This window comes from Actinoalloteichus sp. GBA129-24, from assembly GCF_001941645.1.
GTDB classification, from domain to species: Bacteria; Actinomycetota; Actinomycetes; order Mycobacteriales; family Pseudonocardiaceae; genus Actinoalloteichus_A; species Actinoalloteichus_A fjordicus.
Genome location: NZ_CP016077.1, coordinates 915,323 through 936,984, shown reverse-complemented (window position 1 = coordinate 936,984; position 21,662 = coordinate 915,323). Strand labels below are relative to the sequence as shown.

Below are 21,662 nucleotides of genomic sequence, written 5' to 3'. Positions count from 1 at the left end.
AAAGACTCGTCGTAGTGGAGACCTCCATCAGGCGCTGTATCTCGGGAACAGGGCTACCGACAGATCAGACTGACACCCCCGCCACCACCGCGACGCCCTCCGCCCGCAACGCGAGCCGCACCCGGTCGCCGGGCGACGGGGCGTCGGCGACCTGCGCCACCGCCTCGACGCGGCCGTCGCCGTCGGCACCGACCAGACCACCGCCTCGGTAAGCCGCAGGCAGCTCCACCAGCAGGCGGACATGGTCATGGCGGTGCACCCGCTGCACGACCGTGCCGGTCAGCTCCCCCGCCGCGTCGACGGCCAGGGCCGTCGACCGCAGGCCGAGCAGCACGTCCCCGGCGGGTTGGTCTCCTCCGCCGGGCAATCTCACCGCGCCGAGTGTGCAGCGCGCCACGCCCGCGCTGATCTCGGCGGGCAGCAGCGTCGTGCAGCCGAGGAACGCGGCGACGGCGGGCGAGGCAGGACTGCGCCAGACCTCGTCGGGCGGACCGATCTGGAGCAGTCTGCCCTCGTCCATCACGGCGACCCGGTCGGCCAGGGTGAAGGCCTCGTCATGGTCGTGCGTCACGACGAGCGTCGTGGTCGAAGTGGTGCGCAACAGGGCCGCGAGATCGATCGCGAGCTGCTCCCGCAGCACGCGATCGAGCGCGGACAGCGGTTCGTCGAGCAGCAGCAGCCGAGGCTGCGGAGCCAGCGCCCGCGCCAAAGCCACCCGCTGCTGTTCGCCGCCGGACAGGCTGGCCACCGCCCTGGCCTCGTATCCGGCCAGGCCGATCAGCCCGAGCAGCTCCGTCACCCGGTCCGCCCGAGCCTCGCGGTCGATGCGCGCCATCCGCAGCCCGAAGGCGACGTTGCCCGCCACGTCGCGATGCGGGAAGAGCTGGCCGTCCTGGAAGACCAGTCCGAAGCCTCGGCGATGCACCGGCACGTCCGCCAGGTCCCGATCGTCCCAGCACACCACGCCCGAGGCGGGCTGTTCCAGCCCCGCCACCGCCCGCAGCAGCGTCGACTTGCCGCAGCCGGACGGCCCGAGCAGCGCCACCACCTCGCCGTCGGCCACCGTCAGGTCCACCTCGGACACCGCGACCGTCGAGCCGTAGTGCACGGACAGGCCGCGCAGTCCCAGAGACATCAGAACTCTCCCAAGGCGTTCGGGCCGCCCGCGATGCGAATCCGCTCCACGATCGCCACCATCGCGGCCGTGACCAGGATCAACAGCGTGCAGGCCGCGTAGGCGGTCATCGTGTTCAGCTCACCCGGCCGCGAGATCAGGCGCGCCACCGCCACCGGCAGCGTCATCGTCTCCGCGCGCACCAGGAAGCTCGTCGCGCCGAACTCGCCCAGCGCCACCACGAAGCCGAACGCCGCCGAGGCGATCAACGACCGAGCCGCCATGGGCAGGTCCACCTCCCGCCAGACCCGCCACGGCGAGGCCCCCAGCGAGGCGGCGGCCTGCCGCAGTCGTTCGTCCACCGCGCGCAGCACCGGCAGCAGCATGCGGATCACCAGCGGCGTGATCACCAGGGCCTGCACGAAGGGCACCAGCACCGACGAGCCGCGCAGCTCGTCGGGCAGCGAGCCGAGCGTGATCAGATAGCCGAATCCGACGGTCACCGCCGAGACGCCCAGCGGGAGCATCAGCAGGCCGTCCAGCAGCTGGGCGAGCCCGCGACGCCGTGTCCTGGCCAGCACGATCGACGCCAGCACTCCGAAGACCATCGCGAGCATCGTGGCGTCGGTCGCGGCCCGCAGCGAGTTCATGGCGGCGTCCAGGGCGGACACCGCGAGTACGCCGTCGGCAGGTTCGCCTGCCAGTGCCCGGTAGCCCGCGAACCCGAATCCCTCCGAGGTCGACAGCGACCGGATCACCAGCGTCACCACCGGGATCAACAGCCCGATCAGCACCGACAGCGCGGCGCCGACGACCAGCCAGTCGCCGCCGCGCGGCCTGCGCAGCGTGTCGGCGGCGGGCCGGAGGCGCAGGGCCGTCTCCCGGCGGCGCCGGGCCGCCGCGCCCGCCGCCAGCGCGGCGACGACCGCCGCGAGCTGGATCAACGACAACGCCGCCGCGCCAGGCAGGTCGAGCAGCTGCACCGTGCGGAGGTAGATCTCCGTCTCCAGGGTGCGGAATCGAGCACCGCCGAGCACCAGGACCACGCCGAAGCTGGTCGAACAGAACAGGAACACCACCGCCGCCGCCGAGCCGAGCGCCGGTCGCAGCGCAGGCAACGTCACCGAGGTGAAGGCCCGCAGCCGCGAGGCACCCAGCGCCCTCGCCGCGTCCTCGGCCCGACGGTCGAGGTGCGACCAGAGCCCGCCGACCGTCCGCACCACGACGGCGACGTTGAAGAAGGCGTTGGCGAGCACGATCGCCACCAGCGAGCCGTCGCCGAGCAGCGCCCGGAAGGCGATGCCGACCACGACGGTCGGGAGCACGAAGGGCACCGTCACCAGTACCCGGATCAGCCCGCGTCCCGGCACGTCGAGCCGGGACAGCAGGTAGGCCAACGGCAGCCCGGCCAGCACGGCCACCAGGGTGGCGGCGGCGGCCTGTCCCAGGGTGAAGCCGACGATCCGCCAGGTCCGGACGTCGAACAGGGTCTCGGCGAGCCCGCCCTCGCCGAGGCCGCGCAGCAGGATCGCCACGACCGGCCAGGCGAAGAAGAACAGCAGGAAGCCCACGGGAAGGGCGGCGGCGGCGAGCAGGCCGAGCCGCCGGGACCGGCCGTGTCGTCGGCTCGGCGGGCCAGCTGCCGTGCCGAGGCTCGTGGCCGGACTCACGCGCGGATCTGTCGCCTTCGAGGTCTGCTTCATGGCAGGGGGTCAGCGCGATCGACTCAGCCGAGCACGATCGTGCGCCACTCCTCCACCCAGTCCGCGCGGTTGGCGTCCACCTGGTCGGCAGGCAGCGTCGCGGAGTCCGCAGGCAGTGGTGCGGCGCTCTCCCACGATTCCGGCAGCACCACGTCCTCCCGCACCGGATAGACGTACATGTACTCGGCGACCTGCGACTGGAACGGCTCCGACAGCAGGAAGTCGATCACCTCGCGAGCCCCGTCCGGCTCGGCGGCCCCGGCCAGCACCCCGGCGTACTCGACCTGGCGGTAGCAGGTGTCCAGCAGCGCGGTGGTGCGCGGCTCGCCGTCCTCGCCGATCTCGGCGGCGGGCGAGGACGCGTAGGACACGACGATCGGGCGGGGGCCCGCGCCGCTCGACCCCGAGAATTCCTGGGTGTAGGCCTCGGTCCAGCCGCCGGTGACCTGCACGCCGTTGTCGCGCAGCTCGGCCCAGTAGTCGGCCCAGCCGTCCTCGCCGTAGTGCTCGATGGTCGCCAGCTGGAAGGCCAGGCCGGGCGAGGACGTCGCGGGGTCCGGCACCACCGTGAGATCGCGGTAGCGGGGATCGACGAGGTCGTCGAAGCCCGTCGGAGCCTCGACGGGGCCGTTGGCGGGATCGGCGAACCATTCCACGTCGACGTTGAGGCACACGTCGCCGACGTCGACGGCGCTGAGGACGTCGGCGTTCTCCGAGTCCTCGGCGCCTGCGACCCGGTATCGGTCGGCGCCCGCCGCCGCCTCCGGACTGCGGTAGGGCTCGAAGACGCCCTCGTTGATCGCGCGGGAGGCGAAGGTGGAGTCGACGCCGAACACGACGTCGCCGATCGGGTTGTCCCGGCTGAGCACCAGCGTGTTGGTCAGCTCCCCGGCGTCGCCGCTCTGCCGGATGTCCAGCTCGATGCCGCTGGACTCCTCGAACTCGGCGACGACGGACTCGTCGTAGGCGAAGGAGTCGTGGGTGACCAGGACGACGCGGCGGGTCGTCGGGTCGTCGGGACCCCGGTCGGAGCCGCCGCCCACCAGGGAGCAGCTCGCGACGACCGACACGGCGAGCGCCGACGTCGCGGTCGCGATGGCGACGCGACGGACCTTTCCTGACACGAAGTCCTCCTCATGACGGTTCGCGGACGCCGGCCGTCCACCCGTCACGAGGGCACCTCCCTGCGCCGGCATGATCCGGATCAGGTGCGGGGGCGGGCGCGGTCCACCGCGTCCACCCCTGGACGGTCGAGGGCTTCGTCTGCGACCCGACTTCCATCCCGTCTCGCGATCTGCGAGTCGTGACGACGTCGAGTCACGCCCTCCTCTCAGCCCGGCGCACCGGACTCCCGTGGCATCGCCCAGGTTACGCGGCGTTCCGACTCGTCAGACGCGGGCCGTCGAACCCGGGCGGCGAGGGGCCGTCCGGGTGGTGCGACACCGATCGTCGGAGGACCGGCGAAGGCGGCCCGAGACGGAGGCAGGCCGCGCGCGGCGGAGGCCGCCCCCTCCGCCGAGGTGCCGACGCCGACGGCACGCGGGCTCACTGACCGCGGGCCACGTCCACCACGTTGTCGATCTCCTGCGCAAAGTTGACGTCCAGCCGGGTGATCCCCCCGGCGGAGTGGGTGCTCAGGCGGAAGACCAACGTCGAGTAGCGGATGTCGATGTCGGGATGATGGTCTTCGCTCTCGGCGATCTCGGCCACTCGGTTCACCACCGCGACGGCCTCGGTGAAGGACGGCAGGTCGACTCGTCGAACCAGTTCCGTGCCGTCGCGCCGCCAGTCGGCCAGGTGGGTGAGGGCCTTGTCGATCTCGTCGTCACTCAACAGGTCAGCCATGCCCTAATGGGAGTCCGCCTGCCGCTCCCGCGCAACTCGTCCGTCACCCTCGACCGGGTCCGGCGCGGAGTCAGCCGCTCATGCCATGACTGCGGAGATAGGCGAGCACGGCCAGCACCCGGCGATGTCCCTGCTCCTGGGGCGGCAGATCGAGCTTGGCCAGGATGTTGCCGATGTGCTTGGCCACCGCCGCCTCGCTGACCGTCAACGCCCTGGCGATCAGGCCGTTCGCGTGGCCCTGTGCCATCAGCCCGAGCACCTCGTGCTCCCGGACGGACAACCGGGCGACCGGCGAGGTGTCCCGATTGCGGGCGAGGAGTTGTCGGATGACCTCCTGATCGACGACGGTGCCGCCCGCCGCCACCTGCTGCACGGCCGCGACGAACTGTCGGACGTCGCCCACCCGGTCCTTGAGCAGGTAGCCCAGTCCGGGCCCGCCGCCTGCGAACAGCTCGGCGGCGTAGGTCTGCTCGATGTACTGGCTGAGCACCATGATCGGCAGCCCTGGGCGGGTCGAGCGCAGCGTGATCGCCGCCCGGAGTCCCTCGTCGGAGTGGCCCGGGGGCATTCGCACGTCGGTGAGCACCAGGTCCGGCGTGGTGTCCGCGACGGCGGCGAGCAGTTCCTCGGCGGTGCCGACGGCGGCCGTCACGCGATGACCGAAGCGACCGAGCAGGTGTACCAGGCCGTCCCGCAGCAGCACGGAGTCCTCGGCGAGGGCGACGGAGAGGCCCTCGCCCTCGCGATCACTCAGGCGATCGGCTCCAGGCTCGGCTGACACGGAATCTCCAGATGCAGGACGGTGGGTCCCCCGATCGGGCTGGCGAGCAACAGTCTGCCGCCCACCGCCGCGACCCGGTCCACCAAGCCCTGGAGTCCGGTGCCCGCCGTCGGGTTCGCGCCGCCGCCGCCCTCGTCGACGACCTCGACGACGAGCAGCGCGCCCCGGAGACCCCCGGTGACGGCGGCAGCGGGCGCCCCGCTGTGCCGGACGACGTTCGTCAACGCCTCGGCGATCACGAAGTAGGCCGCGACCTCGGCGAAGGCGGGCGGGCGGACCGGCAGGTCGATCCGCACCGAGACGGCGATCGGCAGCCGATCGCCCAGCTCGGCGACGGCGGCGGGCAGCCCTCGATCGGTGAGCACTCTGGGATGAATGCCCCGCACCACCTCGCGCAACTCGGCCAGTGCCTCCCGCGCCGCGTCCTGCGCGCCCCGCACCAGCCGGACGGCCTCCCCACCCGCGTTCTCCTCCTCCAGCACGACCGTGGCCATCCCGAGACTCAGGTGGATCGAGAGCAGTCGCTGCTGCGCGCCGTCGTGGAGGTCGCGCTCGATCCGGCGGCGCTCCGCCTCGAAGCCGTCCACGAGCCGGGCTCTGGAGCGCCGCAGCTCGACCAGCTCCGAGCCGAGATCCTGCTGCGCCCCGCCGAGCAGCAGCCTGGTCAGCCGTCCCCTGATCGCGGCGACCGAGGTGACCAGGTAAGCCGAGAGAGCCAGGAAGACGGGCAGCAGCAGCGGCCCGAGCCACCGCATCGCCGACTCGGTGATCGGGACGTCGAGGAACACCCCGTCGGCAGGGCCGAACAACGCCAGCAGGGGAACGCCGACGAGCGTGACCACGCCCACCAGGACGGCGGTGAGGGTCACCAGCTCGAAGACCCAGAACAGCGTCGTGATCGGCAGCACGGCGACCAGCTCGCGCCAGGTCACCCGCTCCCGAAGACGCAGTGCCCACCAGGCGAGGAGGCCTCGGCCCGGGGCGGGCACGTGGTGGGAGCGCAGCGGCTCACGATCGATCCACGACAGCCGACGGCGTTCCCACGCCGCCACGGGCAGCCCCAACAACGCGAGGACCGCGAGGAGCACGAGCCCGCCGCCCACCGGGGTCAGCACGATGCCCGCGAAGCCGAGCGCCAGTGCGAAGAACAGCCAGACCGGCGCGACCAGCGTCCCGGCGGACAGGTAGAGCAGGCACGTCCAGGGCCAGCGGGTCGCCAGGTAGCGCAGCGGGGCCGCCCGCACGGCGGCCCAGGCCGACTCCGGCGGCGACGGCGGCGCAGCACGAACCCCGTCGATGCCGATGCTGGAGGCGCCGCTCGGCGACGGGGCGGGAGGCACGCGGACACCGTAGGCGCCCCCGGCGCCGGGAGGCACTGGTCCACGACCGACCTGCCGGGTAGTGCGGGGTCTACCTCGAGGAGTCGATCGACGACCAGTGTGCGGAGTGCGGCGCGTCGGCTTCGCTGACCGGCATGAACTCACCCAGTCGATCTGATGCCGTCCTGCGGACGATCTCGGCAGGCCGCGTGTACGGCAAGGGGGGTGCCAGGGTCGTCGCGCTGGACGCGGTGAGCCTGGACTTCCCCCGAGGATCGTTCACCGCCGTGATGGGGGCCTCCGGCTCCGGGAAGTCGACGCTGCTGCACTGTGCGTCCGGGCTGGACACGCTGACCGAGGGCTCCGTCCTGCTCGACGGCGTGGACCTCGCCACCCTGTCGGAGGAGCGGCTGACCCTGCTGCGGCGAGAGCGGGTCGGCTTCGTGTTCCAACAGTTCAACCTGCTGCCCGCCCTGACCGCCGCGCAGAACGTGGCCCTGCCTCGGCGGCTCGCCGGGCACCGGCCGCGACGCGCCGAGATCATGGCGGTCCTCGATCGGGTCGGCCTGGCGGATCGCGCCGCCCACCGGCCCACCGAACTGTCCGGCGGACAGCAGCAGCGGGTCGCATTGGCGCGGGCCCTGGCCACCCGACCGGAGGTGCTCTTCGCGGACGAGCCGACCGGGGCACTGGATCGAGCCGCAGGCCGCGTCGTCCTCGGACTCCTGCGCGAACTCGTCGACGTGGCAGGTCAGACCGTGGTCATGGTGACGCACGATCCGCTGGCGGCCTCCTATGCCGACGGAGTCGTCTTCCTCGCCGACGGCCGGGTCGCCGCCGAACTGCGCGGTGCGGACGCGTCGGGGATCGCCGAGCAGCTGACTCGCCTCGAGACCGCCGCCGAGGGGGCGAAGCAGGCCGGATCGCCTGCCGGCTCCGAGCCGACGTGGCGGGAGGGCTCGCGATGATGCTCGGGATCGCACGGCAGACCCTGCGCCATCGAATCGGCTCTTTCGTCGGCTCCTTCATCGCCCTGACCGGGGGCGTGGCGATGCTGACCTCGGCGACCCTGGTCATCTTCTCTACTCGCGCGGGCGACCTCGACGGCGCGGACGCGCAGCTGATCAACGAGATCACCTCCCTGCTGGGCCTGTTCGCGAGCCTCGCCGCGTTCCTCTCGGTGTTCGTCGTGGCCGCGACCTTTGCCTTCGCCGTCGGCCGCCGGGAGCGGGAACTCGCACTGTTGCGCGGGATCGGTGCCACCGGCAGGCAGATCCGCCGACTGGTCCTATTGGAGGGGCTGCTCGTCGCCATGGCCGCGGGCATCACGGGCACGCTGCTCGGGCTGCCCGGCGCCTCGCTGCTGGTGTCGGTGCTGGTCTCGCGCGATCTGGCGCCCGGCTCCTTCGAGGTGGTCCTGTCCGCCGACACGCTCGGCGGCGCGGCGGCCGTCTCGGTCGGGATGTGTGCGGGCGTGGCCCTGCTGGGAACGCTGAGCGCCGCGCGGCGGGCTGCGGCGATCCGGCCGATCGAGGCCTTACGTGAATCGGCCGTGGAGGCCGTCGGGATGCGACCGGCCAGGTGGGCGGCGGGGCTGTCCTCCCTCGCGGTCGGCATCGGGCTGGCCGGGTACGGCATCGTCGAGGGCGGTGTGACCGGCGTCGTCCTGCTGACGAGCTTCAGCTACCCGCTGCTGGTGGGCCTGGCGCTGCTCGCCCCGGTGTTCGTGGGTCCGGTTACCGCGTTGGTGACGGCACTGCCTGCCCGGTTCACCGCCGCCACCGGTTCGCTCGCGGCGGGCAACGTCCGCACCGCGAGCAGGCGGAGTGCGGGCACTGCGGCGCCCGTGCTGCTCGCCGTCGGTCTGACGGTGTCGGCGCTGGGCACGCTCAACGTCCTGTCGGTCGCGGGCGAGACCGAGAGCCGGGAGTTCTATGCCGGGGACGTCCTCGTCGAACCCGGTCCGGACGTCGACGTCGGGGAGGCGGCGGCCGTCTCGGCAGGCGTCGCAGGCGTCTCGTCGACCACGGTCGTCGCGACGACTCGGACCGCGCTGACCAGGATCGACGGCGCGTGGTCGATGGACGGCCGCGAGACGCTGGGCGTCGAGGCGGCCGCGATCGAGCGGTTCTTCGACGTCAGGATCACTGCGGGCTCGCTCGATGATCTGCACGGCCGGGCCGTCGCGCTGCACGCCGCGTCGGCGGGCGAGCTGGGCTGGTCGGCGGGCGACGAGGTGAGCATGACCTTCCCGGACGGTGTGCGCGTGCCCGTGCGGGTGGCCGCGTTGTTCGAAGGCGGCGGGGTGGGCGATCTGCCGGTGATCGTCCCGCCCGAACTGGTGCGTGACCATGCGGCAGGGACCGAGACGTCCTCGGTGTGGGTGCTCGCGGAGTCGGAGCAGCTCACCGCATCGGTCCTCGGCGACCTGACCGACCGCTTCGCAGGCTCGCGGGCTCGGGTGCTCACCACGGATGCGTACTTCGACGAGCTGATGGAGCCGGATCGCGTCGCTCAGCGGGCCGTCACCCTGGTGCTGGCCGGTTTCGTGCTGACGTACACGCTGATCTCGGTGGCCAACACCGCGCTGATGTCCTTCGGCAGCAGGCGCCGCGAGTTCGATCTGCTCCGCAGGCTGGGCGCCACCCGAGTCCAGATCCTGCGGATGATCACCTGGGAGTCGCTGTCCGTCGGTTTCGTCGGCGTGCTGCTCGGCGGACTGGCCGCCGCTGCGGCGTCCGTCGCAACCTGGATGACGGCGCGGCAGGCGATGCCCTCGGCGCCGTTGGTGCTGCCGTGGGGGGACTTCGCCGTCGTGGGCGGCTGCTGCCTGCTCATCACGGTGGGGACCGCGCTGCTGCCTGCGGTGTTCGCCGCTCGCCGAGCAGGCGGCGGGGCGCCGATCGCCTGACGGGACGCCGATCGCCCGACGGGGCGGCGGGCGGGCAGACAGGCGGCGCAGCGCGGACGGCGCGGGGAACGAACCGGCGCGTCGTCCGGTCTGCGGCTACTGCCCGCCCGTGGGCCGCACAGGTCGGTCGCCGGACCCCGCGTCGTCGACCCCGTCGGCCCGGGCCGCACCCGCACTCGGCTCACGACCTCGCCCGGTCAATCGGCGTCGTAGCGTTCCAGGAAGGTGTAGACGTCGGTCTCGTCCACCCCGGGGAAGGCGCCCGGCGGAAGCGCCGCCAGCACGTGGGAGTTCGCCCGCGCCGACGGCCAGGCCAGCCCCTCCCACCGGGCCGCCAACTCCGAGGGCGGCCTGCGACAGCACTCCCCGGTCGGGCAGCGCGACACCGCCCGATTGGTGGTCTCCCGGCCACGGAACCAGCGGGAGTCGGCATACGGGACGCCGAGGGTGATGGCGAAGTTCCGCTCCCGACTCGGGTCCACGTGCGAGACGCACCAGTGGGTCCCGTTGGGCTTGTCGGTGTACTGGTAGTGGATCGAGTATCGATCCGGCGAGCCGAAGACACGCCTGCCCGACCAGTGCCGACACATCCGCTGTCCCTCGATCGCCCCCGACGGGTCCGTGGGCAGGATCAGGCCGTCGTTCTCGTACGCCTTGTAGATGATGCCGGTCTCGTCGTTGCGCACGAAGTGCCCCTGGAGGTCCAGATGGCGGGTCGCCAGGTTGGTGAACCGGTGCGCGGCCATCTCGTAGGACACCGAGAACACGTCCCGCAGGTCCTCCACCGCCAGATCGCGATCGGTCTTGGCCTGCGTGAGGAAGGGAACGGCCGTCGACTCGGGAATCAGCGTCGCGGCGGCGAAGTAGTTCGCCTCGACGCGCTGGGAGAGGAAGTCGGCGAAGCCCTTGGGCTGGGCGTGCCCGAGCACGAAATGGCCGAGGGTCTGCAACAGGATGGTGCGGGGGCTGTGCATCCCGACCGACTCACGCTTGAGGTAGATCCGCCGGTGTCGCAGGTCGGTCACCGATCGCACCGTCCTGGGCAGGTCGGGGACGTAGCGCACGGTGAATCCGCAGTGGCCGACGATCGACATCACGGTGCCCTCGGACAACGCGCCCCCGGTGTACCCGACGGCAGCCAGCGTGCGGGCGGCGGCCAGTTCGACCTCCGGAAAGTAGTTGTCCTGTTCCCGCATCCGGCTGCGCAGCGCCGCGTTGGCCAGTCTGGCCTCCTCCGGCGTGGCGGCGCGGCGCGCGTTGCGGCTGCGCAGTTCGTCGTAGAGACCGAGCAGGTGCTCCAGGACCTCGTTGGGCACCCGCCTGCCGACCTTGAGCTGCCCGAGTCCCAGCGAGGCGTAGAGCGGATCGCGCTGGGCCTCGTCGAGGGCGATCTCCAGCTCGTCTCGCCGGGTCGGCGCCTCCCCGGAGAGCAGCTCCTCGATGGACACGCCGAGGGCGTCCGCCAACCGGTGCAGCAGCGACAGCTTCGGCTCCCGGCGGCCGTTCTCCAGCAGCGAGAGCTGCGACGGCGCCCGTCCGACCCGCTCACCGAGTTCGGCCAGCGTCATCCCGCGTCGCCCCCGCAGATGCCGCAGCCGCTTGCCAAGGGTGATGAGGTCGCGGTCCGCAGCCAATTTCATGGAATCTTCCGAACCGAAGCCAGCCATGGCTTGATGATAGAAGAACTTATGCCGTTCTTTCCATAGCGCGATCCTGGTGGAACCGACCCGATCCGGCCGATGCTGGTGATCTGTCGAACAGCGGGTGAGCAACGGAAGGCGGACACCATGACCAGCAGTCCGAACGGCGATCACGCCCGGATCGAGCGCGAGAACGCGGTGACCGAACTACGAATCCAGTGGGACGCCGATCCCCGGTGGCGCTCCACCCGCCGAGAGCACACGGCAGAGGACGTGGTCCGCCTGCGTGGTTCGGTCGTCGAACGACACACCCTGGCCGAGCTGGGCGCCCGGCGGTTGTGGGACCTGCTGAACCAGGCGGACGGGAGTCACGTCCACGCTCTCGGCGCCCTCACCGGCAACCAGGCCGTGCAGCAGGTTCGGGCGGGCCTGAAGGCCGTCTATCTGTCCGGCTGGCAGGTGGCCGCCGACGCCAACCTCGCGGGGCAGACCTATCCCGATCAGAGCCTCTACCCGGTCAACTCCGTCCCCGCGGCGGTGCGGCGCATCAACAACGCGCTCCTGCGAGCCGATCAGATCAGCTGGTCGGAGGGCCGAGCGGACTCGCCGCACTGGCTCGCCCCGATCGTCGCCGACGCCGAGGCGGGCTTCGGGGGCGTGCTCAACGCCTACGAACTGATGAAGTCGATGATCGAGGCGGGCGCAGCCGGGGTGCACTGGGAGGACCAGCTCGCCGCCGAGAAGAAGTGCGGACACCTGGGCGGCAAGGTCCTCATCCCCACCGGGCAGCACATCCGCACGCTGCGGGCCGCCCGGCTGGCGGCCGACGTGGCAGGCGTGCCCAGCGTGATCATCGCCAGGACCGACGCGCAGGCCGCGACGCTGATCACCAGCGACGTCGACGACCGCGACCGCCCGTTCCTCACCGGAGAGCAGACCTCGGAGGGATTCCACCGGGTCACGAACGGCATCGAGCCGTGCATCAGTCGAGGCCTCGCCTATGCGCCCTACGCCGACCTGCTGTGGATGGAGACCGGCACGCCCGATCTCGACACCGCCCGTCGGTTCGCCGAGGCGATCAAGGCCGAGTACCCCGACCAGCTGCTGGCCTACAACTGCTCGCCGTCGTTCAACTGGCGCAGGCATCTGGACGACGCCTCGATCGCGGGCTTCCAACGCGAGCTGGCGGCGATGGGCTACCGCTTCCAGTTCATCACGCTGGCGGGCTTCCACTCCCTCAATCACGGGATGTTCTCGCTGGCCAGGCGCTATGCCACCGAGGGCATGACCGCCTACGTCGACCTCCAGGAGGCGGAGTTCGCCGCCGAGGCCGACGGGTACACCGCGACTCGCCATCAGCGGGAGGTGGGCACCGGCTACTTCGACCTGATCAGCAACGCCGTGGCACCCGGCGGCTCCACCACGGCGCTGGCAGGCTCGACGGAGACCGCGCAGTTCTGAAGCGGCCCGTCACTCGCATGACTGGCACGCCTGGCTGGCACGCAAACGGTCTTGCCGCGACGGCCCGTCCCCGATCCGGGCCGTCGCGGCTTCATCACGAAGTCCCCTGTCTCACCTGGTCGGGCCGGACGACGGCGCCTGCGACGCGCTCATCGGCCGCCGCTCGGCCTCCTCGACCTGCGGTCCCGCCCGCCACCGGCGGCCGACCGACCGCCTGTCGATCGGTGATCGACGGCCGGCGGGACGGGAGCCGCTCGGCTGAACGGACGAATCCCTGGTCACTCGCCTGGACGCATCTCACGAACCGCCTCCGCAGCCGCAGAACGCGCGATAACGTCAACTCCGGAGTGGTCAGACACGTCTGTCCTCACGTGGAGATGGCCATGACGGGGCCTGCGGATCGGCGCGCCCGGTTGGAGGCTCGCAACGCGGCCGTTCGCGACCAGGTCGATCAGTTGATGGGTCAGCTGCGCAGACAGACCGATCAACTGCGGGAGGCACAGGCCGAGGCGGCGGCGGCCAGTGCGAAGGTCAGCTCGCCGGACGGACTGGTCACCGCCACGGTCGACGCGAGCGGCACGCTGACCCGCCTGGAGTTCGCGCCGAGCGCCTTCGCTCGCAGTACTCCCGAGAAGCTGGGCCGGACCGCCACCGAAATGGTGCGACAGGCCTCGACGCAGGTCGGGCAGCGCGTCGCCGAGATCATGGCACCCATCCAGGAGGGCACCCCCGACCTCGCAGACCTGGTCGAGGGCGCTCCGTCGTTCCGCGACCTGGTCAGTCCCTTCACCCGGCCGGGCACCCAACAGCCGGAATCGGCCCCGCCGCCGACGAGTCCCCGCCCCGCGCCGCCTGCTCGTGACGAGGTCGACGACGAGGCGCCGCAGAGCTGGCTGACCGGAGGCGACACCCGATGAGCGGCGGCTACGAGGTCGACCCCGCCGCGCTGCGGACCGCTGCGACCGGTTTCACCAGCGCCTCCGACTCGTTGGAGACGGCCCGTGGCAGCCTGGAGAACGCGTTGAGCGCCGAGGGGAACTGCTGGGGCGACGACGAGGCGGGCCAGACCTTCTCCACCGAGTACGTGCCGAACTCCGAAGGCGCGCTGGAGGCCTTCGTCAGCCTGGTGACGGGCCTGGCCGGCCTGAAGACCAATCTGGACGCCTCCGCCGACACCTGGGAGTCGATGGATCAGGAGAGCGCCGACTCCTTCCGGAGCGGGACATGACCGCGCCTTCCGTCGGGCTTCCCGACGGCCCGTACGGCGTCTGGCGTGGTCAGGTGTTCCGGGTGGCAACGGCGGGACCCGGCCGCGTCGTGCTGACCATCCTCGCGGGCGATCCGGTGCCTCCGGGCTTCCAGGCGAGATCGAGTGGCCGCGTGGTGGGCAAGGTCGCGACAGCCGAACTGACCGAGCGGTTCTCGCTCAGCACCTACTGTCTCGTCGACGGCGAGCGCTACCTCGTCACGGGCGAGGACGACGGCAGGCTCCGGCTCTCCTGGACCGGCAAGGACGTCGTGCGCGCGCGGGAACTCGGCCTGACCGTCTACGAACGCACGGGGTTCTTCGGCTCCGCGACGCAGGCTCAGCTGACCACGTTGTGGCAGCAGCGGACCGAGACCGGTCGCGCCGAGGCCGTCCCGGGCCCGGACAGATCCGAGGCCGCGCTGCGGCACGCCGTCGCGACCGCCGTCGCCGCCTCCGCTGCGCCGCCGTGGCGGGCGGTCGACGTCGAGTTCCGCCAGGTCGGCGGGCACGGTGAACTGACCTGTCGCAGCGTCGACGAGGACGGCACCATCCGCTTCTTCTCACCGCAGGCACCCGTCGGACAGGCGCTCACCGAGCTCCGCGAGCTGTCGGCGGAGACGGGCCGGGGCGCGTGGCTCGCGGCAGGCCTCCGCATCCGACCGGACGGGAGCCTGGCCGGGCTCGCCTTCGACGACGAGACGACCTGGCACTCCCCGCCCTCGGCCGCCTCCTTGGATGCCGAGCTGGCACGCCATCCCCACCCGGCGGGGGCCGTGCCCCTGTGGTGGCGAGCGCTGGCCGACGGCCGAGCAGGCCCGAACCACTGAACCCGACGGCGCGACGAACGTCGCACGCCGCCCCGTCCGTCTCAACCGGGCCTTATGCCGTCCGGAGCCGCCGCCACCGGGCTCACTCGCTCCGACTCGCTGTCCACTCGGCCTGCTGCGGCCCGAAGACACTAGGTGCATCCCATGGGCATGGAACGTTCCGCCGGTGCCGGTGCTACTCGACGCGAATCAACGGTTCGGCGACGTGGTGCCCGACCCCGATCCGAATACCTGGTATCGAGCGGAGATCCAATTCGAGGACGCCGACGGCGACCTGCGCACCAGGCCTCTCGGTGACTTCTTCGTCGGCGACGTCGACCCGGAGACCGGCACGGCCAGGCTCGAATACGTCAACGCCACGGTGCCCAACGAGAGCCTGGGACGCAGTCCCGACGCCTACTTCCCGCCAGAGGGAGCCACCGGGCCGGTCCTGGGGGCCATCGACCTGACGTTGGACCCTGGAGTCGTCTACGACGTGGCCGACGGCTACGGCAATCAGCGATTCCGCACCGACGACGTAGCCGGGCCGCCGCCCGCCGTCACGTGGCACGACCCGGACACCCCGAGCGCCGACGCCCCCGATGTCCCTCTCGAAGGTGCACCGGACGACGCATCGCCGGCGCCGTCGTCACCATTCGCCGCGACGCTGACCGAACAGTGGAACCGGGAGTCGGCATCTGGACGTACTTCGCCGCACTCTTCACCTACCCCGGCACCTACTCGGTCAAATACGACCGAGAACGCGAACCTGACTGGTTCGACTATCCGACACAAGAGGACTTCCAGACAGAACTCGCCTACTACCCACGCTCGGCTGATGCCACCCCCAACTGGCTGCAACGCGGCGCCACGGAAGAACAGCAGGCCCTGCCGACGATCACCAAATCGAAGCTGTTCGACGGGATGACTCCCGAACGGAAACCCGTCATCACCCGACCCCCGGTTCCCGCCGAGGAGGTGCCCGCAGTACTGGCCTACCTGCGAACAGCACCGACGATTCAGGTGGTCGAGAGCGGCGGATTCTACGATCTGCTCGCCGCGAAGAAGGAATTGGTGCCCCGCACCGTCGCGCGAACCGACGGGGCATGGGTATGGCTCTCCTCAGTGGCCTACTACCTGGAGAAGTACGGCGTCGCGCCGGACCCCGGCCTGATGGCGCACATCCGCGCCAACGGCTTCCAGGTCCCGGCGGAGGTCCCGGAAACCAACCTCCGGGTCGCCTACGCCGTGATCACCCAGGAGAAGGTTCGACGCCACCGCCTCCCCACGTCACCAGAGATCCAGACGTACCTCGCCGAGGTCGCCGCAGGCAAGGCCGCCGCCACGCCGAGTCAGTCCTTCGACTTCTTCCAGGCTCGGGTGTTCGACGGTCGGGCCGACGACGGCGCCCCTGTGGTGCACCGCGAGCCGCTGACCTCCGAAGAGAAAGAACGGGTGATCGCCTACCTCGTCGCGGGGCAGGTCGTCCTCTCCGGCCGGGGCCGAGTCCCGGACCAGCTCGACCCAGAACAGCCCCGCCGAGTCCCGGTCGCCTGGCTCACCGACGGCACCTGGCTCTGGCAGCCTGCGGTCCGGTACTACCTGGAGAAGCACGACCTCGCACCCGACCCCGCCTTCCTCGCCCACATCCGCAGGCACCAGTACCAGCCGCCCGCCGTCACCGAGGAGATCAAGCAGGCCGCGGCCCGCGCGGTGGCACCGAACCCGACGGCGAGGCCTGCGAGGTCGGACTGAGACCGCGATCCCGGCGGTGCGGTGATCGCCGCGCCGTGCAGCGCCCGAAGACCCGGCTGTCTGCTCCGTGGGCCGAGCATGACGTGACTGCCCGCGGGGAGTACGGGGCCAGGAGTCGGTCCGGGTTCGGCTGTTTCGGGGTCGAGCCGGGCCGGTGCGCGTCAGGTGAGGGCGGCCGGGTCCGGGCCGAGGCCCCGCCACGTCGACGGCGATGCCCTGCGCTGTGCACCGCTGTTGTCAGGGTGGGTGGGTGGCGGCGGACAACGGGCGGCGCCAGGCCAGGCCACATCGGGTCGATGTCGTGTCGGGTCGCGCCCGCACCGTGTCGGATCGCGCCGAGTCGGATCGGATCGGGTCGGATCGGGTCGCGCCGACGGCGGACGACTGAAACAGCGGACGTCAGGCCGACGGGGACGGCACGCCTGCGCAGATCGTCGGCCGCTTCGTCGCCGTGCGGCCCCGAATGACGCGGTTGATCACCGTGGACTGCCCGGTGGGCTGGGCAGCCGACGGTGCTCTGTGCGGCTGCCCGGCAGGCCGAAAATCGATTGGCCAGCTCCGGAGCCCCTGTTACCGTCCTCGCCATGGGTTGCTTCAACGCGCTGACTCGGCTGCGCACGGCCTGACGGCGGTGCGCTTGCTGTTCACCTGAGCCGGATGTCCGCCAGGTGCAGTGATGTCGTCTTCATCCTTGCCGGGCCGCTCTCGGCCCGCTGCCAGGACTCCCCGCCGTCGTGCCGCGTCGTCTTTCCCTGCGCGCGACAGATCGACTCAGCATCGGTGTGTCGCGCGACGCAGCCACCGAATCGGGATCCCATGTCGAAGCACAACCCCCGCCTGCCCGGCCGCCATGAACTCGGCCAGAATCACCTTGTCGACGACCGGGTCATCTCCCGCATCGCCGAACTGATCCGCGCCGAAGCCCCCGGCCCGGTGCTCGAACTCGGCGCGGGCGACGGCGCACTGACCAATGCCTTGATCAGCACCGGGCGATCGGTCACTGCCGTCGAGATCGACCCGCGTCGAGTACAGACCCTGCGCAGGCGGTTCGGCGACCGAGCCGAGGTCGTCCACGCAGATCTGTTGACCCATCAGGCCGCCTGCCCAGGCCATCACATCGTGTCCAACGTCCCGTTCCACCTCACCACGCCGCTGCTGCGCAGACTGTTGGACCTGCGTGACTGGCGGACGGCCGTCCTGCTGTTGCAGTGGGAGGTGGCGCGGAAACGCGCAGGCGTCGGCGGCACCACGATGCTCACGGCGCTGTGGTGGCCCTGGTACGAGTTCACGCTGGCCGGCCGGGTACCCGCCGCCGCCTTCCGCCCGATACCCGCCGTCGACGGCGGTCTGCTGATCATGCGGCGCAGGGTGGAGTCGTTGGCACCAGGCGACGAGCGCTCGGATTACCAGCGGCTGGTGCGGTCGGTGTTCACCGGCCGGGGCACCGGCCTACGCGGCATCCTCACGCGGCTGGCCCCGGAACCCCTGGTCAACCGGTGGCTCCGCAGCGAAGGATTCACCGGGGCGGAGCTCCCTCGGCGGCTGTCCGCAGAACAATGGATCGGTCTGTACCGGGTGATCAGCACCGACGACGGGTCGGACACCCTCGCCAAGCGGCTCCGCTCGAACCGGGGACACACCGCAACGATGAAGCCACGACGGCAGTCAACCCGCCACTGATCAGACTCGGTCGGCTCCTCGGGATGGCCTGGTATCAGCCGTCCCGAGGTGACTGCCGGGAACAGATACCCGCTCGGCGGGGCCCCACCCGGCCGGCTGCCGCTGCCGTCGAGGTGGAGCGGCCTCCTGGACAGCACCCGGCTGCCGGGCCGCAAGCCGCCGAAGGCGGACCGATGGTCACGGCTCCGACCAGACGTCCCCGATCGGTGGCCACCTGCCTCCAGACGTCCGACGGACGGGTCAGGCGATCTCGACCATGGCAGTACCCGCGCGGCCCATGCGGCGGATGCGTCGCGCCGGGCAGATCGGACCTGACGACGGGACCTCGGCACCGGCCGGCCTCGCCGCACCGAACAGCAGGGTGCAGGGAGCTGTGGCCGCCCGACCCACTGCGTCGGCCCAGCGCGAGCGACCGTCGTCAGCCTGCGATTACGCCACATCGTCGCGCTGTCACACCGGCTGGCTGACCGGCGTCTCGTGGTCGACAGGACGCCGCGCACACGATCCGCGATCGAACGCCATGCCACCGGCGGAGAAGAGATCATGGACTGCCGCGGACCTGTTCGCCGACCGACTCGCCCCCGAACACGGCGCCGAGATCGGCAACACCGTCGGCTGGTGGTGGCGCACACCGGGCGCCCGGCCTGCTGCACGATCTCCGACACCTTCTCCGCACGGGCTGATCTCTGCGGGGTAGGACATCGTCAGGGTCCACCGGGCGCTGGGTCGACTCGACGCGCCCATCACTCTGAACACCGACGCGCAGCGGTGGCCGACCGCAGCGGACCACATGCCCGGCAGCGTAGGCCGCGCTCGGCGCCGTTCTCGTGAGCGCTGCCGAACGGCCGACGAATGCGACCGACCACTAAGCCGGTGACCAGCGGAGATCGGCCTCAATCAGACGTTGAATCGGAACTCCACGACGTCGCCGTCGGCCATCAGATAGTCCTTGCCCTCCATCCGGACCCGCCCCGCGGCCTTCGCCTCAGCCATCGATCCGGCGGAGATTAGGTCATCGAAGGAGACGATCTCCGCCTTGATGAAGCCCCGCTCGAAGTCGGTGTGGATCACGCCGGCCGCCTGCGGAGCAGTCCAGCCACGGCCGATGGTCCAGGCCCTGGCCTCCTTGGGCCCGGCGGTGAGATAGGTCTGGAGCCCGAGGGTGTGGAAACCTGCGCGCGCCAGCGAGTACAGGCCGGGTTCGGTCTGGCCGATCGACTCCAGCAGCTCGCGTGTCGACTCCTCGTCCAGCTCGAGCAGTTCCGCCTCGACCTTGGCGTCCAGGAAGACCGCATCGGCGGGGGCGACCATCTCCCGCAGTTCCTTGATCCGCGTCTCGTTCGTCAGCACCGCCTCGTCGGCGTTGAAGACGTAGAGGAACGGCTTCGCGGTGAGCAGGCTCAGCTCACGCAGCTCAGCGAGGTCGATCTCCGCCTGAGCGGAGAACAGAGTTCGGCCCGCATCCAGGATGTCGCGGGCCTGCTGTGTCACTGCGAGGGCAGCCCGCCGATCCTTGTGGGTGCGCGCCTCCTTCTCCAACCGGGGCAGCGCCTTCTCGACCGTCTGCATGTCGGCCAGGATCAGCTCGGTGTTGATCGTCTCGATGTCGTCGGCCGGGTCGACGGTCCCCTCGACATGCACCACGTCCGGGTCGTCGAACACCCGGATGACCTGGCAGATCGCATTCGCCTCACGAATATTGGCCAGGAACTGGTTGCCCATCCCCGCGCCTTCGGACGCGCCCTTGACGATGCCCGCGATGTCGACGAAAGAGACGACCGCCGGGACGGTCCGCTGCGAAGAGAAGATCTCCGCGAGCCGATCGAGCCTGGTATCGGGCAGCGGCACCACGCCGACGTTGGGTTCGATGGTGGCGAACGGGTAGTTCGCCGCCAGCACCTCGTTCTGCGTCAGTGCGTTGAACAGGGTGGACTTGCCGACGTTGGGCAGACCGACGATGCCAAGGGTGAGACTCACGACAAGCGAGTGTAGAGGCGGCCCGGGAGTGCTCGTCGTCACCAGGGCATCCAGCGCCGGGCCGGCGGTCGGGCGAGCGCCGAACCGGCGGTCGAGCGAGGCAGGCAGGCGAGCCGGGAAAGGCATGTCATACGGGGCCGACGAGGCAAGATGGGCGAAGGTCGATGCGGTCCAGGGCGGGGCAGAAGAGCGAGCGGGCCGACCCGTCAGAACCGAGCCGGCCGACCTCTGGCAAGTCGAGTTACGCCGGGCCGACCCGGCCGGATCGAGCTACGCACGATCGAGCCGAGCCGGACCGACCCCGCCAGACCCAGCCCAGCCCAGCCCAGCCGGATCCAACCCAGTCGGACCGTTCTGCCAAGCCAGCCAGAATCGCATCGAGTCGGGCTGGCGCAGTTGGGCTGAACTGGGCTGAGCAGCGCCTCGGTCTAGTCACCGGGCCGGGATCGTCCCACTGCTACGCGTCTTTGCAGGTCCGGTCAGCGCTGACCGCAATCGGCATCGGCATCGGATTGGCATTGGCATTGGCATTGGCATTGGCATTGGCATTGGCATCAGTCGAGACCAGGATCAGTCGGCGCGGATGTCCGTCAACACCGACATCCGTCAACACCGACTTTCGCCGGCTCCAGTCCGTACCGATGCCAGTCACAGCGATGCCCGCCAGCAGCAACACCGACACTGATCGACGCCGACGCCGACGCAGCCGATCACCGATCACCGATCACCGATCACCGATCACCGATCGTGATCGACCTGGCGGTCCCGGCGGCCAAGTCCCCGTGCAAGCAGGACCAGCAGGACCATGCCGCCGACTGCCACCGGAACGGAGATCGCCGCACCGCCGACCTCGTGCCGTGTCGTCGGTACCGGCGGCCACACATCGCCCGAGGTACGCAGCACCTCGATCTGCCCGCCGACCGTCGTGGCGTTCTCAGCCGTCACCAGGTAGAAGCCCTCATCCTCCGGACAGGCCAGCCAGTTTCGGACAGCCGGCTCGCCGGTCGCCGTGCCGCCGAGCGCGCGATCCTGCACTTCGACCGTGCAGGCCTCCGGACTCCCCAATGCCTCCGTGCCCAGCCGGGCACCGTCGACCGTCAACACCACGAGCGCCCACGCCGCCCAGACCAAGGCGATCGGGCCCAACGGCCACCGTCTACCGCCTGCGGCCAGCAGGATGCCCACGGCGAAGGCAAGCACCCCTCCCATGCCGAGCGGGGTGAAGGCGGTGGCCACCGCGATCGGCCCCGACGACGCGGCACCCCACGCCGTCACCACTCCGATCACCATCGCGACGAGCCCACCTGTCGCGAGCAGCGTCCCGACTCCCCGGCGAGGTCGCCCCAGAATGGACCGCGTTCCGTCCACGATGCGACCTCGTCGTCCGCTGCCTGCCGTCGTCACGTCGTCACCGTCTCTTC

Annotated in this window: 18 protein-coding genes; 8 read left to right on the top strand and 10 right to left on the bottom strand. The window is 70.9% G+C overall.

The window, feature by feature from the left end:
* Positions 1–64: 64 nt before the first annotated feature.
* The 6 genes from UA75_RS04400 to UA75_RS04375 all read right to left on the bottom strand — a co-directional run bounded on the left by UA75_RS04400 (position 65) and on the right by UA75_RS04375 (position 6,783).
* Positions 65–1,135 carry an ABC transporter ATP-binding protein gene (locus tag UA75_RS04400; protein ID WP_075739105.1) on the bottom strand — a complete coding sequence of 357 codons (1,071 nt, stop codon included), beginning with the start codon at positions 1,133–1,135 and terminating at the stop codon, positions 65–67.
* On the bottom strand, positions 1,135–2,817 hold the full coding sequence (locus UA75_RS04395) for an ABC transporter permease (RefSeq protein WP_083690617.1): 1,683 nt from the start codon (positions 2,815–2,817) through the stop codon (positions 1,135–1,137). The genes UA75_RS04400 and UA75_RS04395 overlap by 1 nt, the downstream gene beginning before the upstream one ends.
* 23 nt (positions 2,818–2,840) lie before the next feature.
* Entirely contained in the window at positions 2,841–3,941 is a 1,101-nt protein-coding gene (locus UA75_RS04390; RefSeq protein WP_075743390.1) for a thiamine ABC transporter substrate binding subunit, read from the bottom strand.
* A gap of 421 nt (positions 3,942–4,362) precedes the next feature.
* On the bottom strand, positions 4,363–4,662 hold the full coding sequence (locus UA75_RS04385) for a 4a-hydroxytetrahydrobiopterin dehydratase (protein ID WP_075739103.1): 300 nt from the start codon (positions 4,660–4,662) through the stop codon (positions 4,363–4,365).
* Between the two features lie 70 nt (positions 4,663–4,732).
* On the bottom strand, positions 4,733–5,443 hold the full coding sequence (locus UA75_RS04380; protein ID WP_232237626.1) for a response regulator transcription factor: 711 nt from the start codon (positions 5,441–5,443) through the stop codon (positions 4,733–4,735).
* A complete protein-coding gene (locus UA75_RS04375) occupies positions 5,413–6,783 on the bottom strand; it encodes a sensor histidine kinase (protein WP_232237625.1) in 1,371 nt (456 codons plus the stop codon). Before UA75_RS04375 ends, UA75_RS04380 begins: the two co-directional genes overlap by 31 nt.
* Positions 6,784–6,917: 134 nt before the next feature.
* On the opposite strand from UA75_RS04375, the gene UA75_RS04370 reads away from it, so the two are divergent.
* Together UA75_RS04370 and UA75_RS04365 are read left to right on the top strand one after the other, a co-directional pair.
* The gene (locus tag UA75_RS04370) at positions 6,918–7,730 is read left to right on the top strand and encodes an ABC transporter ATP-binding protein (RefSeq protein ID WP_083682907.1); all 813 of its coding nucleotides are present in this window, start codon (positions 6,918–6,920) and stop codon (positions 7,728–7,730) included.
* Complete coding sequence (locus tag UA75_RS04365; RefSeq protein ID WP_157433988.1) at positions 7,727–9,673, top strand: FtsX-like permease family protein; 1,947 nt, start codon at positions 7,727–7,729, stop codon at positions 9,671–9,673. Before UA75_RS04370 ends, UA75_RS04365 begins: the two co-directional genes overlap by 4 nt.
* A 197-nt stretch (positions 9,674–9,870) precedes the next feature.
* On the opposite strand, the gene UA75_RS04360 is transcribed toward UA75_RS04365, so the two are convergent.
* A complete protein-coding gene (locus UA75_RS04360) occupies positions 9,871–11,340 on the bottom strand; it encodes an XRE family transcriptional regulator (protein WP_083682906.1) in 1,470 nt (489 codons plus the stop codon).
* Positions 11,341–11,460: 120 nt separating this feature from the next.
* On the opposite strand from UA75_RS04360, the gene aceA reads away from it, so the two are divergent.
* The 6 genes from aceA to erm all read left to right on the top strand — a co-directional run bounded on the left by aceA (position 11,461) and on the right by erm (position 18,264).
* On the top strand, positions 11,461–12,774 hold the full coding sequence (gene aceA, locus UA75_RS04355) for an isocitrate lyase (protein WP_075743386.1): 1,314 nt from the start codon (positions 11,461–11,463) through the stop codon (positions 12,772–12,774).
* Positions 12,775–13,157: 383 nt separating this feature from the next.
* On the top strand, positions 13,158–13,691 hold the full coding sequence (locus UA75_RS04350) for a YbaB/EbfC family nucleoid-associated protein (protein ID WP_075743385.1): 534 nt from the start codon (positions 13,158–13,160) through the stop codon (positions 13,689–13,691).
* A complete protein-coding gene (locus tag UA75_RS04345; protein ID WP_075739097.1) occupies positions 13,688–14,002 on the top strand; it encodes a WXG100 family type VII secretion target in 315 nt (104 codons plus the stop codon). The genes UA75_RS04350 and UA75_RS04345 overlap by 4 nt, the downstream gene beginning before the upstream one ends.
* Positions 13,999–14,850 (top strand): hypothetical protein, encoded by an 852-nt coding sequence (locus tag UA75_RS04340; RefSeq protein ID WP_075739095.1) that lies wholly within the window; start codon positions 13,999–14,001, stop codon positions 14,848–14,850. The genes UA75_RS04345 and UA75_RS04340 overlap by 4 nt, the downstream gene beginning before the upstream one ends.
* Positions 14,851–15,507: 657 nt before the next feature.
* Positions 15,508–16,584 carry a hypothetical protein gene (locus UA75_RS04335; RefSeq protein WP_075739093.1) on the top strand — a complete coding sequence of 359 codons (1,077 nt, stop codon included), beginning with the start codon at positions 15,508–15,510 and terminating at the stop codon, positions 16,582–16,584.
* A gap of 816 nt (positions 16,585–17,400) precedes the next feature.
* On the top strand, positions 17,401–18,264 hold the full coding sequence (gene erm, locus UA75_RS04330; RefSeq protein ID WP_075739091.1) for a 23S ribosomal RNA methyltransferase Erm: 864 nt from the start codon (positions 17,401–17,403) through the stop codon (positions 18,262–18,264).
* An 897-nt stretch (positions 18,265–19,161) separates the two neighbouring features.
* Here erm and ychF read toward each other — a convergent pair.
* The 3 genes from ychF to UA75_RS04310 form a co-directional block, all read right to left on the bottom strand.
* Positions 19,162–20,241, bottom strand: a complete 1,080-nt coding sequence (gene ychF, locus UA75_RS04320) for a redox-regulated ATPase YchF (protein ID WP_075739087.1) — start codon at positions 20,239–20,241, stop codon at positions 19,162–19,164.
* A 457-nt stretch (positions 20,242–20,698) separates the two neighbouring features.
* On the bottom strand, positions 20,699–20,917 hold the full coding sequence (locus UA75_RS04315) for a hypothetical protein (protein ID WP_198044219.1): 219 nt from the start codon (positions 20,915–20,917) through the stop codon (positions 20,699–20,701).
* A 62-nt stretch (positions 20,918–20,979) separates the two neighbouring features.
* Positions 20,980–21,609: a hypothetical protein gene (locus tag UA75_RS04310; RefSeq protein WP_157433986.1), complete on the bottom strand. Its 630-nt coding sequence runs from the start codon at positions 21,607–21,609 to the stop codon at positions 20,980–20,982.
* Between the last annotated feature and the right edge of the window lie 53 nt (positions 21,610–21,662).